18 protein-coding genes are annotated in these 18,748 nt (G+C 45.7%); all 18 read right to left on the bottom strand.

Annotation, left to right across the window (positions count from 1 at the left end):
* Positions 1-42 precede the first annotated feature (42 nt).
* On the bottom strand, positions 43-1,143 hold the full coding sequence (locus AC4E8D_RS06700; protein ID WP_221819127.1) for a DUF1648 domain-containing protein: 1,101 nt from the start codon (positions 1,141-1,143) through the stop codon (positions 43-45).
* Positions 1,144-1,166: 23 nt separating this feature from the next.
* Positions 1,167-1,562: a GntR family transcriptional regulator gene (locus AC4E8D_RS06695; RefSeq protein WP_036611299.1), complete on the bottom strand. Its 396-nt coding sequence runs from the start codon at positions 1,560-1,562 to the stop codon at positions 1,167-1,169.
* Positions 1,563-1,779: 217 nt separating this feature from the next.
* Positions 1,780-2,853 carry an AI-2E family transporter gene (locus tag AC4E8D_RS06690; protein WP_260632581.1) on the bottom strand — a complete coding sequence of 358 codons (1,074 nt, stop codon included), beginning with the start codon at positions 2,851-2,853 and terminating at the stop codon, positions 1,780-1,782.
* Positions 2,854-3,020: 167 nt separating this feature from the next.
* Positions 3,021-3,812 (bottom strand): ABC transporter permease, encoded by a 792-nt coding sequence (locus AC4E8D_RS06685; protein WP_036668933.1) that lies wholly within the window; start codon positions 3,810-3,812, stop codon positions 3,021-3,023.
* Positions 3,805-4,713, bottom strand: coding sequence for an ABC transporter ATP-binding protein (locus tag AC4E8D_RS06680; RefSeq protein ID WP_221819126.1), 909 nt, complete (start codon positions 4,711-4,713; stop codon positions 3,805-3,807). Before AC4E8D_RS06680 ends, AC4E8D_RS06685 begins: the two co-directional genes overlap by 8 nt.
* A gap of 32 nt (positions 4,714-4,745) precedes the next feature.
* The gene (locus tag AC4E8D_RS06675) at positions 4,746-4,925 is read right to left on the bottom strand and encodes a hypothetical protein (protein WP_036611302.1); all 180 of its coding nucleotides are present in this window, start codon (positions 4,923-4,925) and stop codon (positions 4,746-4,748) included.
* 323 nt (positions 4,926-5,248) lie between these two features.
* The gene (locus tag AC4E8D_RS06670) at positions 5,249-5,770 is read right to left on the bottom strand and encodes a hypothetical protein (protein WP_221819125.1); all 522 of its coding nucleotides are present in this window, start codon (positions 5,768-5,770) and stop codon (positions 5,249-5,251) included.
* Positions 5,771-5,854: 84 nt separating this feature from the next.
* Positions 5,855-6,442 carry a VanZ family protein gene (locus AC4E8D_RS06665; RefSeq protein WP_221819124.1) on the bottom strand — a complete coding sequence of 196 codons (588 nt, stop codon included), beginning with the start codon at positions 6,440-6,442 and terminating at the stop codon, positions 5,855-5,857.
* 10 nt (positions 6,443-6,452) lie between these two features.
* A complete protein-coding gene (locus tag AC4E8D_RS06660) occupies positions 6,453-8,612 on the bottom strand; it encodes a hypothetical protein (protein WP_221819123.1) in 2,160 nt (719 codons plus the stop codon).
* Between the two features lie 21 nt (positions 8,613-8,633).
* The gene (locus AC4E8D_RS06655; protein ID WP_221819122.1) at positions 8,634-9,554 is read right to left on the bottom strand and encodes an LCP family glycopolymer transferase; all 921 of its coding nucleotides are present in this window, start codon (positions 9,552-9,554) and stop codon (positions 8,634-8,636) included.
* A gap of 13 nt (positions 9,555-9,567) precedes the next feature.
* The gene (locus AC4E8D_RS06650) at positions 9,568-10,899 is read right to left on the bottom strand and encodes a UDP-glucose dehydrogenase family protein (protein ID WP_047841972.1); all 1,332 of its coding nucleotides are present in this window, start codon (positions 10,897-10,899) and stop codon (positions 9,568-9,570) included.
* 32 nt (positions 10,900-10,931) lie between these two features.
* On the bottom strand, positions 10,932-12,314 hold the full coding sequence (locus tag AC4E8D_RS06645; protein ID WP_221819121.1) for a sugar phosphate nucleotidyltransferase: 1,383 nt from the start codon (positions 12,312-12,314) through the stop codon (positions 10,932-10,934).
* Positions 12,311-13,339 (bottom strand): polysaccharide pyruvyl transferase family protein, encoded by a 1,029-nt coding sequence (locus AC4E8D_RS06640; protein ID WP_036668919.1) that lies wholly within the window; start codon positions 13,337-13,339, stop codon positions 12,311-12,313. Before AC4E8D_RS06640 ends, AC4E8D_RS06645 begins: the two co-directional genes overlap by 4 nt.
* The gene (locus AC4E8D_RS06635) at positions 13,326-14,702 is read right to left on the bottom strand and encodes a lipopolysaccharide biosynthesis protein (RefSeq protein ID WP_221819120.1); all 1,377 of its coding nucleotides are present in this window, start codon (positions 14,700-14,702) and stop codon (positions 13,326-13,328) included. The genes AC4E8D_RS06640 and AC4E8D_RS06635 overlap by 14 nt, the downstream gene beginning before the upstream one ends.
* Positions 14,703-14,710: 8 nt before the next feature.
* The gene (locus tag AC4E8D_RS06630; RefSeq protein WP_256704149.1) at positions 14,711-15,616 is read right to left on the bottom strand and encodes a glycosyltransferase; all 906 of its coding nucleotides are present in this window, start codon (positions 15,614-15,616) and stop codon (positions 14,711-14,713) included.
* A gap of 43 nt (positions 15,617-15,659) precedes the next feature.
* The gene (locus AC4E8D_RS06625; RefSeq protein WP_221819119.1) at positions 15,660-16,682 is read right to left on the bottom strand and encodes a glycosyltransferase; all 1,023 of its coding nucleotides are present in this window, start codon (positions 16,680-16,682) and stop codon (positions 15,660-15,662) included.
* Positions 16,683-16,693: 11 nt separating this feature from the next.
* On the bottom strand, positions 16,694-17,638 hold the full coding sequence (locus AC4E8D_RS06620; RefSeq protein WP_221819118.1) for a glycosyltransferase family 2 protein: 945 nt from the start codon (positions 17,636-17,638) through the stop codon (positions 16,694-16,696).
* A 21-nt stretch (positions 17,639-17,659) separates the two neighbouring features.
* Positions 17,660-18,727, bottom strand: coding sequence for a glycosyltransferase family 4 protein (locus AC4E8D_RS06615; protein ID WP_221819117.1), 1,068 nt, complete (start codon positions 18,725-18,727; stop codon positions 17,660-17,662).
* Between the last annotated feature and the right edge of the window lie 21 nt (positions 18,728-18,748).

Genomic DNA, 18,748 nt, shown 5'->3' with positions numbered 1-18,748 from the left:
TCCTAATCATTTTATCTATCATATGCATAGATCTATGAGCATTTATTGGCTCAGAACTATACTTATAACAACAATAGCAATGATGAATAACAACAGGACCCAAGATAGTGGACGAGCGAAGTTAATCGTCCAACCTATTCCATAACGCTTTTCTATGGTTAAAGAAGGATCATTGGCATTGAAGTAAATAAACCCAAGCTTCCAATAATCATCGTCATTCACAGGCTGCTCCTTAGATCGTTCGTGATCCTTTTGTTGATTACGAATTTTCCCACCGCCTTGTCTGCCTGTGAGAGACAGCCATACAACACCTAATACGATCACCACAGGAGTGATGAGGCTAATAGCTGTTAACAAGACCAGATTAGGGACGAACATATTGATCTGAATGAAGGCAAATAAAATGGTAAGAAGTAAGCCTGTTACAAGCGTAAATAGGGACCATTTACGGCGGAATTGAATATTCTCAGCAGCAAATTGGCCAGGATTAGACGTAGTAAGCTGTTGTTTGCTTGATTTAATACTCCAGTTCACCAACATCAGAAGTGCAATGATTCCTAGCTGTACAAGATTAATAGCCAGTACCGAGAGGTAGGTTTTAGGTACACTGGAAGTGACATGGCCCTGAAGATCATATTTTATGGGAATGGCGTTAGGGAGTGCCTTATAATTCAGGATCGTAATGATTGCAATAGCTACAATAATAGCCATGTGAACGAGAAACCAATAGTTGGAATAGGTGAGTTTATTTTGGCGGAAGGTGGTATCGATTTTAACTCTTTGAGGTGCTTCTACAGTTGTAAGTGTTCCTTTGATCTTTTTCATCTTGAAATGGAATAAGATGTGTAGTGCTGCCCAGTACACAATAAATATCATTGTACTAACACCGGTAATCATTGCAGTAGAATCTTCATTAGCTGATCGGAGAAAATACAGACAGATAAGTATAATCATCCCGTTTCCGATCAGACTTACTTTAGCAAACGTACTCCTTAGCTTACGTAAGGTGGGTGTGTAGTAATTATATTGACTTACCGTAACCCCAAAGCTAATGGTTTCCCTTGTCAGATATGGTGCAAAGGATAGAAGTAAGGCTAATGGGGCAAAGATTAAAATGATAGGTAATATATTAAATAGCTGCATACATAACACACTCCCTTGATTCTTTATTCTTTGTTGTGACCCATCTTTACATCGTCATACATTTGGTCTAACACCGCAGATAGTTCCTCTTTGGTCATTCCGCGACAGATCGCTTCGGCAATAATCGGTCTTAATTCTCTTTGCTGCTTTTTCAAAAAATCATCCGTTAAACCAGGCATTCCATCAGGGTTCACTACAACTCCCTTTTGTCTATGAACCAGAATGTATCCATCTTGCTTGAGTAGGGTATAAGCCTTGTTGACGGTGTGAAGGTTAACACCGATATCTGCTGCCAAATTCCGAACCGAAGGTAACGCCTCACCTAGCTGTAACTCACCACTAGCAATGCCTTCAATAATTTGATAAACAAGTTGCGAATAGATGGGAAGTTCGGATTGCATATCCAGTTGAATAATCAAGGGTTCACCTTCTTTTTGTTATCTGTTATATATCAAGTATAACAGATATAACACGAATGAGCAATATGTATGAAAAAAAGCCGCATATCAATGGCGAGGGTAAACTTACCTGACCCTTCACCATTGATATGCGGCTTATCCTGATGAGCTTATCGATGTGATTCAATAACAAACATTAGTAGTGGCACACATGATAGCGTTGTATTTCAACTTCCATTTAAGTTTCAGTCTTATCTTCAACAATCCGATAATGGATTTTGCGAACTATAATTTTCAGAATCATATATAGAGGAATTACGATGATCATACCCAAGATATTTCCCAGGTCAGCACCCACGAGCAAAAGGATAACGGTAGTCAGTGGATGAATATCGAGCTGCTTGCCATAGACGTAAGGTGAGATCAGGTTATCCTGGATTTGCTGTGCGATTACAATGATGACCAGTGACCAGATCGCCATCGAAGGTGATTCGATAAACGCAACAATGACAACCGGAATAGCTGCCAGCAAAGCACCCACATAAGGGATGAAGTTCAGAATAATGGATACAACCGTCAGCAGCAATGCGTAAGGCAAACCTAAAATGAGAAAACCGATGTACATCAAAATCCCCAGGGCTACATTAACAATAACCCGGCCAACAATATAGTTGCTTAGTGCTTCATCGATCTCATGGACGGTTTCTTCCCCATCCTTCCGATAATGTCTTGGCAGCAATAAAGTCAGATTCGTTCCAAACTTGCTGCCTTCCTTGAGCATGTAATACAACATGATCGGAAACGTTGCCAGGATAATAACCAGATTGGATACCACGGAGAATAACCCTGAGACATAATTGGTTACCTGTGTGATCCCTTGGCTCAGAACATCGGATAATCGTGAGAATAGATTGGAATCATCAGGCAGGTATCTGGACACAAAATTGCTCTTTTCAAGTGCATTCAACTGATCGCTGAGTGAAGTAACCAACGCTGGAGCATTCTCCACGAAATTCATCAATTGTTCACGCAGGGAAGGCCATACAAGCACACTAAAACCTGCAAGGATTAGTGCAATTACGACATAAATAATCAGAACTGACAATGCACGTTTGATCTTATGCCTTTCCATATAATCGACGAGGGGGCGCAGCAGATAATAGAAGAAACCAGCAATCAGCAGCGGAATGATGATGATATGAATCAGTGAGGTCAAGGGGCTGAAAATAAAGTTCACTTTTTCCCCCAGATACACGATGAGCAGCAGCAGAATAATCGCTGTGCATATGCGGTAGAACTTGTTATTTATCAAGAAACGTGATCCCTCCATGCGCTGCTCTGCCAAATTGACTGGAGCGTTCATATGTATATCTAGTCATTTATAAGTACCCTTAAATGACAGTCATGCCACAGGCGATGCTGAATATACACTTATTTTCTTTCCAAAACAAACATTGGAGCAAAAAAAAGAAGCAGGCGTTAGCCTGCCACATCTCTTTTGCTGAATACAACCCAGGAAATCACCATGAAAATAACGTAATACACCGCCAGGACTGCAATGGAGAAACCTAGTGTCATTCCTGCACTCGGGCCACCCATTAGCGCAAAATCCGCCCCGGAGGTCATGTATTTGCTCAGATCCATGTTGTTGAATAGAACATACTTGGCCCACTCATAACGGACCGGATTGAATATGAGCGAGAAGATACTCTGTGAGAACATAATGAACAGGGATAATCCAATCGCAAGTGCACCTGAACGAAATACGGAGGACACCATAAAAGCAATCGCAAGCGTAATGAACAGATCAACGTACAAATATCCCCATAACGTCAGAGCATTCGTAGCCGGACTACTGCTTCCTCCCGGAGCATCATGCGAGAAAAGGATATAAGACGTTAGCATGGCCATCGCGATGATCAGCAATGTACTGACAATACTGAAGCCAACGACGGTCAGATATTTGGAAGCAAGAACTTTGCTTCGTGACCATGGACGGATCAGCAATAGCTTGATGGTTCCCCAGGTAAATTCGCCCGCAACCGATTCCGCTGCAATCACGACACAGAAGATCGTGTTCAGGAAAAACGTAATCTGGATGGTCGTTACAGCCGCTTCCCAGTACAAAACTTCATTGGACCCCATGCCTTCTCGCAGTAACACTGGCATTAATAGCGAGATCAGCGCCAGAATCGATAACATGATCCAGGTACGGGGACGACGGAAAATTTTCATATTCTCATTCAATATCAGATTACCGAAACTACCCAATTCCTCCACCCCCAGTGACTTGCAAGAATTGTTCTTCCAGGGTGTGAGTCACGTTACGAATACCGTATACCTGAAACCCTTCACTAACCAGCTTGGCATTGATATCCGGAATCTGCTCACGAGACACCCGCATCACCAGGACATTGCCCTGCACGATAGCACCCTGAATCAGATCCGCAGCGCGGTCAGCATCATTCAGCTCAAAAGCAACTTCGATTAATGCATCCGAACCGGCTTCAGCCCGAAGGTTTCTTACATCGATCAACTTGCCGTTCTGGATGATGGCCACTGTATCACACATCAGCTCCATCTCCGACAATAAATGACTGGATACAAAGACCGTAATACCTTCCTCTTGGGTGAGCTGACGCAAATAATCTCTCAGTTCCCGTATACCCTGCGGGTCCAAACCATTGGTCGGCTCATCCAGTACAAGCAGCTTCGGTTTATGTAATATCGCTTGCGCGACCCCCAGACGCTGGCGCATGCCCAGTGAATAGGTTTTGACCTTATCGTGAATACGGGCGGTAAGCCCCACACGTTCAATCGTTTCCGCAATACGTTCTTTCGTAACTCCCGGCGACATGCGGGCAAAGTGAACGAGATTCTGGTACCCGGTCAGAAACTTGTACATTTCCGGATTTTCTACAATAGCTCCTACCTGGGCTACCGCCTGTTCAAATTCATTCTTCACACTGTGTCCCGAGATGAAAATGTCACCTTTACTGATGGACATCAGTCCAACCATCATCCGAATCGTTGTTGTTTTCCCCGCGCCATTAGGTCCTAAAAAACCAAAAACCTGCCCCGGAGAAATATCCAGAGTCAGGTCGCTGACCAATGATCGGGAGGATATGATTTTGCTGACGCCCTGAATCCGGACGACCGGCTCCTGCTGCATTCAATCCCCTCCTTCATGGACGAGCACATCATTCATGCCCGTTTCTCATATGAACATAGTGTATCATAATCTTTAGTATATTGTCCCGCAAACTGGGATTTCCCCTGACGTTTCGCTTCAACTACACACGCTTCACAGCATCCAAGCGGCATTTCACTCCGGTAGAATCCGGTGCGAAATACGTGATTGCCTCCATTGCCCTCTTCCTTCATTTCGACAGAGCTTCTAGTGACCGACACAATCATCCCACAACTGACACAGTAAAAGCGGCCCGTTTCGATCAATGATATTCCTTCCCCTCACAAGGAGCTTAGAAGTCCTTGTTATTTGTCGTTAGACGCTGAAAATTGATACATTTTGTATCTATCTCGTAATTTACTTGACACCGGGACTAATGTCAAGGCTTCAAAGCCATAAAAATAAGCAAAATACAAAAAAAGCTCCATAAATGCGACAAAAGTCTCGCATTTATGGAGCCAGATGTTAGGTAAATGATACAATTCGGTTCAATGTATGGGTTAATATTATTTCTTGATCAGTCACTATTGTCGACCTGCGAGGTATCCTCATTTTTCTGATTTGGATAATACCAGAGTAAGGTCCACTCATCGCCATCCTCTACCAGATAACAGGTCTGCACAATATCGAATTGGCCAAAGGTACCTGAGTACTTCTGGGTGACCCGAATTCGGTAGGCTTCAGAAAATGGCTTAACGCCATCGATCACGGTTACATCGAACTCGCGCTCCGGCTTCTCCATCTCCAACTCAAACGTTTCCACGCCAAAGTGCTGCATAAATATATGTGCTCTGTTCTGTACGTAAGCACTCTTGGGAAACCGCTCTTTCATCAGGGGATGAAAAAGTTCCCATGAACTGCCGAAGTCACCCGTCTGCTCATATTTGTAGAACTCTTCGGCAACAGCAGCAGCTTCATCCGTTGTATCTGCCTGAAACAAATACGGAATGGTTCTGGCAATCAACCACAGCAATAATACAATGATCGTGATGAACCCGATCTTTTTGAGCAAAGCATTCCGGTTCCTTCTTCGCAGCATGTCCAGTCCTCCTTGTCCTACTCCATACTTATGATGGATGGCAGACAAGTAGAAGTTGAACGATACATCTAATTTCCTGGGAAATCACTCGCTGTGAATGGAAGTACGCTTTCCCTCCTTTCTGATCCTTCGGATCATGGACTGAAGCCCTGCATATATGGCAATCCCACAGCAACCGCCGAGCAAGTCCACTCCAACATCACGTATCGAGCTTGTCCTGTCCGGGCTGAACTGTTGAATATACTCATCAATGGAGGCTATAACAAACACCACAGCCAGAGCAGAAACGATACTGGTTACAAGGGATGTTCTTCTGTACCGCAGCCCGCCATAGACAAGCACGGCGAGCACAGCGTATACAAATAAATGCGCACTCTTGCGAAAGATGAACTCTGCAAAATCATACGGCCTCTGTTTCAGCGAATACTCATACTCCCCGTAAGTGAATTGCACATCAGGAAGTGTAAAACCGATGTGCAATTTTTGGGACCATTTATGAAGCCAAGGCTGAATGTCTTGCTGTTGAGAGGATTGCGTGGACATGGACCAGATGACCAGAATCCAGATCACAATCAACAGCAGAGCAATGAGAAATCCGTACGTTCTTCGTACATGCTTTTGTCTCGTGCGCCCGGAGCCCTCCTCCATCATTTTGATCTTCACCACTTTCATATCTCTCTCGTTATTCTATTGATCCAACATACATGCCTCTGCCATTTGTACCTACATATAGCTGACCATAGATTTGACGGTCTGCCACCATAATTTGCGGTTCATTGCCCAGCCCGATTCCATTACCTAAAGGACCTATATTGTTCCAGGTTGCCCCCATATCATCTGAACGGAAGAATCCATTCACGTTATTTACGGTACCATATACATAGACAGCTGGAACTAATTTACCCGGCTTCGCTTTTCCAAAGGCAAATAGTTTGGAATTCTGCACACCCGGGATCTTGGAAAAGGTATTTCCAGAGTTCGTTGATGCATATAATCCATCGGTTCCCAGACTCACCCATACATTATTCGCCACGCCAGGTGCAGCCTCGACTTTAATGAAGCTTGTATTGATATCCGTATTAATAGGAAGGCGAACCGCATTGGCCTTGGACCAGTTGGCTCCTGCATCCGTAGACCGATACAGATAACCGGCAGCATACATATAAAATTTATATCCATTGATGCGATCCGCAGCCAGTGGATGATTATAGGCAAAGACCATATTCCCCCCGATGGCCTGAAATGGGGCACCATTCATATTTTGCCATGTTGCGCCACGATTCGTGCTTCTGACCGGATTACCGGTCTGGGGGTAATAAACAATTACATTCGGATTGATGGCCGAGTAGGCGACCCTCCCCAGCTTGGAGCCAGCCGGAACATTCATTGGAGTTACGGTAACCCCGTTATTGGAAGAGACAAATAAGCGTGTGGTGGTACCATACCAGTCACTGCTTCCCAGAAATATCATGTAATTCGGGTTTGCCTCATGATAGTCAATACTCACAATTTCTCGCATACCTGAGAGTGGGATTTTATTAATAGGAACATCGGTTACATTTTCATGTCTAAATCCGACCTGATCCGTTAAACCACTAAAGAATGAAACACCCTGAGGTGGTGTGGAGGCCGTGAGTGCGACGACTTCTTCATGTCCATCGGTGATAGCTTCCCAAGTACTCGCTGTACTGCCAGTCAATCCATTGGTACCATTGATATTTTCCGTCTTGTACACGCCAAACCAGTCTGTAGCGTATACGGTGCCCGGATTATGCGGATCAAATTTGATACTGGATGTTGCTGAGAAAAACATGTTGGGTGTCCACCATGACGGTTTGGATACCAACGTTTTGCTCACTGTTGTCCAACTCAGCCCGCCATTAACGGAACGATACAGCGGAAGATTATCTCCGCCTGTTCGAACGGCTGCCAGGATGTGATTATCATTATTCGGATCAATCGTGATTCCATAATAAGATGAGTAACTAGAGCTGGGTGTTATATTCGTCCACTGCACACCATTGAACTTGTATACGCCTTGATTATCCGTGGTCACATACAACGTTCCGTTCTTCGCTACAGTCATACGTGCAGGATATTCGGGGCTTCTCCCGGTAAGTTGCCAGGTGGTCTGCCCATTGCTTCTTGGTGCTTTGCTATACACACCAATGCCGCGAACCCCCGCATACACAACTTGACCTTGCTTCGTCACGGGATTCAATCCATATGCTACACTCCGAATCCCCTCACCGGACAGCCCGCTAGGTACATCCCATACCTTGCTCCACGTGGATGCACCATCACTGGAAGTATACAATCCATCATATCGTGTACCCACGTGCAGGTAATTGGAGTTCGTGGGATTAACCGCGATGCTCTCTCCCATGGCTCGATGGATATTTCCATTCGATTCATTCCGAAGATTAAGTCCGGTTCGAATCCAGGTTTCTCCCCGGTCTGTGGATTTCAGAATATCACTTGGCCCCACGTTCCCGTACTTCCCAGCAGCGATATACACAACGTTGGGATTTTGCTGATCCAGCGCAATTCCATCCACGCCGTACAGATTACTGTCCTCATCTCCAAAATGATCCAGTAGTGGAATCCAATCTCCTGAAGTTACATCCAGTCGGTAAGCTCCTCCAACATCAGTTCGAGCGTAAACCAGATCAGGCTCAGTCGGATGAATGACCACCCCCGTAACGTACCCCCCACCACCAATAGGTATATTATTCCACTGATAGTTTTGAGCTGATTGAACATAATTTGTACTTGCCGGTATCATGAGCATATACATGAGTAGCACAATCAGGGACAATTTCATTAGTCTGGAGATACGCATCTGGTTCACCGCCCTATCCGATCATTTTGAATGTTCTTCAATCATCTGATGTATCCTGTCTCGTTCCGACTGTTCCACGATATAGTAGTACACTCCGTCTATTTTCTTGCCCGTGCCTTTAATCTCAACGGATTCAATATGATCCAGTACCGAACGATAATTGGAGAACATCTGCTTCATCTCATCAAAGGTAACGTCGGTTCTGACGTGAGCACTGACTTCGTCCAGCAACGTCTCCAGTTGCAACACGTTCGATACCTGGACCGTATTCTTCAGCACTTGTTTGATGATCTCCCGCTGACGGTCATTCCGTCCGAGATCCCCCTTCGGATCATCATAACGCATCCGCGAAAATCCCAAAGCCGCTTCACCATCCAGATGAATCTTCCCTTGCTCGAACCGGTAACCCTCATAGTCAAATGCAAACGGGTTATTCACATTCACTCCGCCCACCATGTCGATGACTTGTGCAAAGCCCTCCATATTCACTTTCATGTAGTAATGTATGGGAACGTCAAGCAATTGTTCCACCGTTTGCACAGACATGTTAACGCCCCCAAAAGCGTATGCATGGTTGATCTTATCCTCCGTGCCGTGTCCAACAATATTTGTTCTGGTATCTCGGGGGATGTTAAACATAAGAGCGGATTGCTTCGCAGGATTAACACTTAATACAATCATGGTGTCGGAGCGCCCCCGATCATTGGAACGTTCATCCACACCCAGGATCAAAGCATTAAAAGGTTCTTCATTCTCCATGTCCACAGGGAAATCTCCCCCACCGCGCTGGTCGACAATAGATACCTGCTTGATGGGTTCCCGGGGTTCATACATTTGATCCGCCGCTGATTTGACATGCGAATACAGGTACACAGAATATCCAATCATAACAACTGCAACAAGGGAAATGGCACCTAATGTTATTTTGATCCCGCGTCTCATGTTATGGCCTCCGTTAGATGACTGCCGTTTTTCTACCATCGATATTGGTTAGACCTGGACGACCAACGGAGTAGTATTGAAAGGACGTATCTTTAATCTGATCTTCTCCGTAGATGTTTCTTCCATCAATCAGGATGGGTTGGTTCATATGCGCTGCCAAATCAGTCAGATTAACCTCCATGAACTCTTTCCATTCCGTCAGAACACAGAGTGCATCAGCACCTTCCGCCGCTTTCATGGCACGCTCTTCCCACGTAATGGATGGGGAATCCACCTCTTTGCGGAAGTTCTCGGTAGCGATGGGGTCATATGCCCGAATCACTGCTCCCTGCTCAAGCAAACGTTGAATGATCTCAATCGCCGGAGCATCCCGAACGTCATCGGTATCCGGTTTGAAAGCAAGCCCCCAGATGGCAATCTCCTTCCCTTCGAGTGAGCCCAGTGCGTCTTCCAGTTTACGAATGACGTTGAAGCGTTGATCTTTGTTCACTTCCACCACGGACTTCAGCAGTTTGAAGTCATAATCCACATTACCTGCAATTTGAATCAGAGCCTGTGTATCCTTAGGGAAACAGGAACCTCCGTAACCAATGCCTGCCTTGAGAAAGGAGGCACCGATTCGTCTGTCATAGCCCATGCCTTCGGCAACACGGCTGACATCTGCTCCTACTTTTTCACAGATGTTAGAGATTTCGTTGATAAATGAGATCTTGGTTGCCAGGAAAGCGTTGGATGCATATTTAATCATTTCGGCCGAACGAATATCTGTAACAATAATCTGATCGGTTAATGGCTGATGCAGCTCTTTCAGTGTGGCAACCGCCCGTTCGCTATGTGTCCCAATGACTATCCGGTCAGGATAGAGTGTATCCTGGACAGCGGTACCTTCTCGCAGGAACTCCGGTACCGATGCCATGTCGAATGGGTGATTCGTCAAACTGCTGATCCATTCCTGAATACGATCATTGGTTCCGACAGGAACAGTGCTTTTAGTCATTATTATTTTATAATTATCCATATAAGAACCTATTTCTCGCGCGACAAGCTCAATAAAGCTCAGATTTGCTTCGCCATTAGGCAGGGATGGCGTACCCACCGCGATGATAATAATATCCGAACGACTGATAGCATCCTGAATGTTGGTGGTGAAGGACAGCCTTCCTGCTTTCATATTGGCATTCATGATATCCTTCAGACCCGGTTCATAGATCGGAACATGACCGTCCATTAACATATTCACTTTTTCCACATTGTTGTCGACACAGATCACGTTATTTCCCAGTTCCGAAAAACATACGCCTGATACCAAACCCACATACCCTGTGCCAATCACCGTAATATTCATTCCATAATCTCCCCCATGTTCTAATGTGTTGGTTACGCGTGCTTCACATATGTCTGAACAATGTCCTGCCATTCGGTAGACACTCTAACGATATCTTCCTCAATCAGCTGACTGCCGATCTGTACCTCAATGATCTCCAGTTCCGTAACGGCTCTGACGGAATGAAGCATACTCCGGTCAATGATCACCGTATCTCCTTGCCCGATCATTCGGCTCTGCCCATTCAGAATCAATTCCCCAGTTCCCGATACAACCGTCCATACCTCATTGCGAAGCAAATGGTATTGATAACTCAGGTTTTTCCCGGCACTGATGCAGATTCGTTTGGTGAGAACCTCACCGCCAGCTTCGTTTCTTGTGTAATCCAGAACCCGGTAGCAACCCCACCTGCGCTCCTCATACATGGGGCGTTGATCCTCGTTCTTTAAGATTTCCTTGATCCGTGGGCTGGCTTCTTTGTCACTGACCAGAATGCCATCCGGACTCACGGCGACCACCACATCCGACAATCCCAATATGGCAACCGGAATGTTCAATTCATTGACCAGGTGGGTATTCAAAGAATCTCCCGTAATCCACCCTTTTCCTACAACCGAGCTTCCCATCTCTTCCGTGAGTGTGTTCCACGTGCCTAGATCTTTCCAGAAGCCGTTATACGGAATAGCGATAATCTGATTTGCCTTCTCGACAACCTGGTAATCAAAACTGATCTTGTTCAATCTTCCGTATTGCTTCAGCATTTCGTCATACTGGATTGGCAGTTCCATCTCAATGAGCAGATTAATCAAATAACCCAGCTTAAAAGCAAAAACCCCGCAATTCCATAATGCGGCCTGCTCAATCATGAGGACCGCATCGGATTCGCAGGGTTTCTCCTGGAACTTCGCTACATTCACGTATTCATTGTTATTGTCACTGGAAGATAGGGATTGCGGAATGATGTATCCGTACTTCTCTGACGGGTACGTCGGCACAACTCCCATCAAGGCCAGATCAGCACCAGACTTATCAAGCATCTCCGGTAAGGTTGCCAGCACCTCGAAGAATTCTTTTTCAACAAAGGGATCTACAGGCAACACTGCAATCGTCTCATTCAGACTCACACTCTCTACGGAATACAGATAGGAGGCAGCGAGTGCAATCGCAGGAAACGTATCTCTGCGCTCAGGCTCCACAACCAGTCTCACATCATCTCCCAGCTGAGAAGTCAGAATCTCCACCTGTGGCAAACTGGTCGCGATCAGCGCTTCTGATGCAAGTCCCGCATGATTCAGCTGTCGCCATACCCGCTGTACCATGGATTCCGGACTTCCCTCTGGCCCATGAAGAACTTTAAGAAATTGCTTGGATCTGGAATCGTTGGATAACGGCCACAGACGCTTGCCAGAACCACCAGATAACAGAATACTTCTCATAGGGCTGCACCATCCGACAGCACAACCGTACTTGCTCCCTTGCCAGTCTCGGTTGGCTTGTTATATGTGCTGGTCTGATTGGACTCCAGTCTGCCTGCCGGATTACTCTTGGTCCAAGCTGCATAATAATTCGAGTTCTTGCCGTATGAATTATCCAGCAGGATGTTCGGTTGATCCAGGAGACAGGCCAGAATATGTCCATGCAGACGGGATGTCGTAATGGTCTGGTATTGATTGAATTCCTTAATGGCCGTATGTACCATCCGATCAGAGTATTTGTACCACAACCAGCGGGCGAAAGAGCTGCCTTTCCCTGACTTTAACCGGGACGTAATCATGCGAATGATCTTCCGGTCTACCCGGTTGTACAATGTCTCCCAGTCTTTAAACGTGGCCTTGGGTCCACTGACGGATTCGTAATGCACCTGATTCTGAGTTTTCTCAATGTCTTTCCGGAAGAAATACAACATCTCTGCGGTAGGCTTGCTCTTGGACTTAAGAGGCCACAACTGATGCGCCATATCCGGAGAAAGGTACACATTCGTTTGTTGAAATTCTTTACTGGCTATCTCATAAGATAAGGTATCCCGGACAAAAAAGTGCACATCCTTATGACGATTGAATACTTGGGCTGTCTTTTTCAATTCAATATCACTCTTGTAAAACATCGTCTGTGGCAGAATGACAATCCGGTGATTCGGATGCTGGGCGATCATGCGCTCTCTCAATTTCTGATGGGCAGGGTACAGATCACCAAAGTTACCTCCCCCGTGCAACACAATCGTGATACCTTCCGGTACCTTGAGGGACAAAGGGCAATCCAGAATGCTGTATCTGGCACGTACATGAATATCATTGTCCCGGAAGAAAGCCTCAGTACCTTTCATAATCAACAAGTCGCCACCATTGCTGTGCACCGGGTAATCCAAATAATAGATTTCGGTACGCGGTGGAATGACCTTCAAAATCTGACGTAAATGTCCCTTCAACTCTTCCATTGGATGAATATTGTTAGTGCCCAGCATCTCCATCTCCTCCTTGGGTGACTCTTCTTCTTTTTTTGTTTAACCGTTCATAGAGAAACGGTATATCTTCCTTGTCATAGAACATGGCGGCAAACTTCACCTTAAATACAATCTTCATCGCAGCCACAGTAACCACCATTCGTACAATGGACCCGATCAATAAGGCAATTGCAATTCCGTTGAGCCCCCACAGCGGAGTGAATACAAAGAACAAAGCCACCGTCACCGAGAGTGCAATAAGTTGTCTGATCATCACAAGTCCTGGCCGACCCAGTGCATTAAATGCAGATGCTAGAATCCAGGAGCCACCACCAATGATGCATTCCACAGCCAAAATATAAAACGCAACGCTCGCTTCCAAAAATTCGGAGCCAAACAGAAGACCCATCAGGTAGTTCCCCACAAACATGGTGGGTATTACAATGATCATCATGACCATGAGCGAGATGCGGAAGGCTCTGCCGACCGTTCGAATAATCTGCTCTTGGGGTAATCCGGTCACTTTTGGGAAAACAACATTGCTGATCGCCGTTTGAACGGCATTGTAGATTCGGGATAACGCAAATACGACGGAATACAGTCCAAAATCACGCGGGGTGAGCAAAGCCAAAATAATGATTTTATCAAACTGGGTATACAATGTTCCTAGTAATTCAACACCATACACCCTGCTGCCATAACCAAAAAGTTTCTTGGCCGAACTCTGGTCCACCCGATCCTTGAACCATCTCAGTCTCAATTCATCACGGTTCGCATAGATAGCCCACGCCACCACGGAGAAGCTGGTTACAAAATAGATCGCAGCCGCGAGCTGAATGCTCAGCATCCCCAGGCCCCATAACACAAAAAGCCCGCCTACATTAAACAGGGGGATCATTAACCGGATACCATTATATACAGCGAATTTCTCCCGACTCTGCGAGAGCGCTGATATGAGATTGATGACAATAAGTACAGGAACGGTAGCAATCGTATACCATCTGGATATCTGCACGACCTCCGGCGGAAAGCTGGAGAGCCAGAAAGGTAATCCAAACCAGGCCACAATACCAATAATGATGCACACCGGAACTTGAAAAAGAAAACTTAACCGAACATACTGCGCACTCTTCTCGGTTGCGCTCTGTTTGATGTTATAAATGATGGATGTCGGTAGTCCGAAACCGACCAATCCGGTTAGTAGCGCCGGCCAGAACAAGATGGCCGAGAATGCGCCCTTTCCCTCTACACCGAACATGCGTGACGTCAAAATGGAAGACAGCATCGTCAGTGTCATGACCAGCAGATTGGTCCCACTTGTCTGAAATATGGCACTCATTAAGCCGTTTCCTCTGAATACTTTGCGAAGTGCAACTTGCGCCATAGCGATCCTCATCCCTTACTGTTTTGACGAAGCGACCCAACAATCATGCCGTTTCGGTAACATACTTTGGCAAGCTGACGTGTGAACCGATCTGCATTATAAATGTAGATCAGTGAGGTTGTGATCCCCTGTGCGAGCTTGATCCCATGTTTGGCCGTACGTACAACACCACGATCCTGATCCCGAATGGCATCACTCACACCCTGCCAATAGATTCTGCGCAGAAACCAGTTCTTCGTCGTTCGCTCTTTGGCTACTTTATGTTGTACCGCGCCATACGGCGTGTAATATACCTTGAACTTTGTCCGTATTCTTGCAATCAACTCACTCTCTTCACTGGAGAGAAGATTGTTGCCCACTCTTCCAAGGTCTTCACGGAAGGGGGCCAGTTGATCAAAGACGGATAAACGAAAGGCCACATTGGCACCAAATGGAATATAAGGACTTTTCATCTCAGTGACTTCATCTGCAAAATCCAGAATGGTGAACAGCGACCTGTTCTCCGGTGGAATCCACATTGGCTCAGGTACTTCCCAGATCGGATCAATCTTGCCACCGACACAACCGATATTTTCATTCATTTCAAAGACGCTAACGATCTGGCGAATCCAATCCCTGCAAGCAAAAGCATCATCGTCAAGGAACAGGATATACTCGCCGCGCGCCTCGTGAATGGCCCGGTTACGGGCTACAGACAAGCCTTGCTTTTCTTCCAACACATACCGGATTGAATGGTTCTCATGCTGCAAGATGGTTTGGAGCACGATTTCCCGTGTGTTGTCTTTCGAATTGTTATCAATAAGTATGATCTCATAGTCGCTGCTTGCGTAATTCTGTTGTATCGCACTTCGTATAGCCTCTACCGCATCCTGTGCACGGTTATACGTACAGATCGCGACGGTTACCTTCATCATTTCATCCCCATATTTTTCAATTAGGTCCACTCTCTCATCTGTACTAACTGGAGTACAGGGTAAGTGTCCTTTGGGCAATCACTGGCCAATCCAGCCGCTCCAACGCTTTGACAAAACCACTGCCTTCCTGAAACTCCGATTGTTTTAACCGGATCATATTCATTGCCTTGAGTAATCCATCCGGATCGGAAGGTTCATAGAGTACCGCACAATCTTCGGGCAGGTATTCCTCCAACAAGCCAATCCGTGGTGCCACCACCGGTTTACAGAAGGTCAATGCCAGAATTGCACTGCCTGAAGTTGCAATTTGCTTGTATGGAAGAATGATCGAATCGACTGCATCAAAATAGTCCGAATATTCATCATCTTCGATGAAATGAAAATGGGTATGAATATGTCCGCTCTTGAGAAATTCATCTCCAAGGTCATAATCCTTTACCTTTTTGCCGGCAATCAACAGATGGGCTTGTTCGGAATCCAGATCCTTGAATGCCTCCAGCAAATCATCCACGCCTTTGTAAGGCGACACCTGACCGAAGAAAGCATACACATAACTATCCTCCGGGATGCCAAACCGGGAGCGGATATTCACGCCTTTCCCCTGATACACTCCCTTGTAATGTCCATGCGGAATAACCTCGATCCGGCTGGAATCAATCCCAAACGTCGAACAGATCTCCGAGATCAAGGGTTTACCCATGACAATCAGCTTGGAGCAATTTTGGACCAGTATTTTTCTCATCCAATAATCAAACCGTGTCTTACCGCTGTTGTGAGGCCAGATGTTATGCACTGTCCAGAACAATTTGGCCCCGCGCAACCGTGCAAAACAAATCATCAATACATACAGAATGGACTTGATCACTGTTGTCAGTACGGATGAACCTCTGTAATAAAAGCTGGGCCAATGAAAATGCAGCACATCATTTTTTTTCAGTTTGAGTAGATCTCTTTTGGTAAACTGTTTCACTTCCCATCCCTTGTTCTCAATGGAATCGGATAACAGCTCATTGAATTTATTGTTCTCAATCATCTTGGGCAGCATATACACCGTCGGATTTTCCATCCAGACACCTCTTACTTTAGTTTCATTCGCACAGGTTCCTCTGTATACGTTCCAACTGCGCGCCTTGCATGAAATCTCATTAGAAATCCTTGCATCATAATTTTGGTATTACGCTTGAGCAGCACCCAGTCTTTCCACCAAGGGTACAGCGACAGTGCTTTTTTCAAATAAACGTTATTGCGAAGTGTATTTCTCGACCATTCGAGCATTCGATAATGGTGTAACTGACGGCGCTTCTGTTCCTTGGACATGTCATTGTAGTATTTCAAAATGATCTTGCGTTGGCCCTTGTACTTGGCCGTTGTAGAGGTTGAAATTCGCGGACCACTATGGATGTTAATATCCACCAGCGGTTCTTTCACATTCACGGCGATGTAGCCTCGTTTCAATATGCGCAGATAAAAGTCATAATCCTGAGCGGATGTCAGATTTTCATCGAATCGAACTTCACGGGCCAATGAGGTAAGTACCATGATTTTGGACGTTTCCCCAATCCAGTTGAATGTAAGCAGATCCTCATACCGAATAACATCGCGAGGTTCCACCGACAATTTCCGTTTGACCACCTGATGCTGCTCATTCGTGTATGCGAGATACTTGCTGCAAAAGGTGAATGATTCCTGGGTTCGTTCCAGCACTTCCGCCTGGGTTTTTATTTTGTCAGGCATCCATTCATCATCATCATCCAGGAAGGCAATGTATTTGCCATTGGCTTGAGATATCCCTACATTCCGTGCATGGTTGGCTCCTTTGGGATATGGAACCCGGATGTACCGAATCCGTGAATCTTCCCGGGCCCAAGCCTGACAGATCTCTGGCGTCTGATCTTCTGAACCATCATCCACAATGAAAATCTCCAGATACGGATGTGTTTGCTCTCGTACACTTCTCAACGCATTTTTCAATAACTCGGCCCGGTTATGGGTCGTAATGATGCAAGATACCAAGGGGTTCATTTCATCACCTTTTCCTGTTCACTAGGATACCTTCACTTGAAGGGCATCATATATTCCTGACAATCTGCCTACGAGAAGATTCATATCGAATTTATCCGATATAATCTCTCTGTTATGTGAACCCATTCTTGCTCTAACCTCTTCATCCGTGATGAGATATTCCAGCGCTGATATCAGCCCGTGCACATCTCCCGGCTCGATTAACAGCCCATTATGACCGGATGTAATCACTTCGGGGATGCCTCCGACGGTGGTCGATATAATGGGCAAGCCACAATTCATTGCTTCAAGTATGGCCATAGGTAATCCCTCATGATAAGAAGGCAGGACCAGTAGATCCGCTTCCCGCATCAGCTTTTCCTTTTGCTCTCCGTTAATCCAGCCGAGTACATTGACACGATCCTCTATTCCATACTGCTGCACGATTGCTTTGACTTCTTCGACTTCGCCATCCCCTGCCAGATTAAAGGTAGCTGTAACGCCCAGCGCCTTCAATTGCTGAATGGACTGTAGCAGATCGTAGACTCCTTTTCGCTCACCGAGTCTGCCCATGAAAAGAGCATTAACGGCTGTTTGTTGTTCTCTCACAAACGGTTCTTTGACAAAGACCCCGTTATAAAGAACTTCAATCGCTGTCTCCGGCACAATCGTAGCAAAGTATTCTTTCCACGTCTGGGACAAGACAATCAACTTATCTGCCTGATTCAGAATGTAGTGACAATACTTACGCTGCAGAGCAAATTGGTTGTAGAAATCATCAAAGCTGGCCGCATGAATATGCAGAATGACTGACTTTCGAAACAACTTTCGTGCGGTTAGCAGAAATAGAGACTTCCGATAAAAGCTCCCGTTGTTTGCCATATGAATATGCACGATATCCGGCTTAAACGTATACAGCTTCATCCAGAATTGAATGAATCCCCGTATAAAAATAAGCAGCCGTGAGAACACGCTGCCCGTGATATACGTTTCGACCCGCTGCATGGCATACATTTCCGAGATGGAGGAATCCTCAATATTTTTGATGACACTCACAATTCCACCCATATCCTTCAAGGATGATCCAACAACCAATACTTTTGGTTTCATGATAGACTCCTTTTTTTCATG

Source organism: Paenibacillus sp. SRL342 (genome assembly GCF_984798905.1).
Note: the sequence above shows the minus strand (reverse complement) of the source record. Positions and strands in the feature narration are given on the sequence as shown.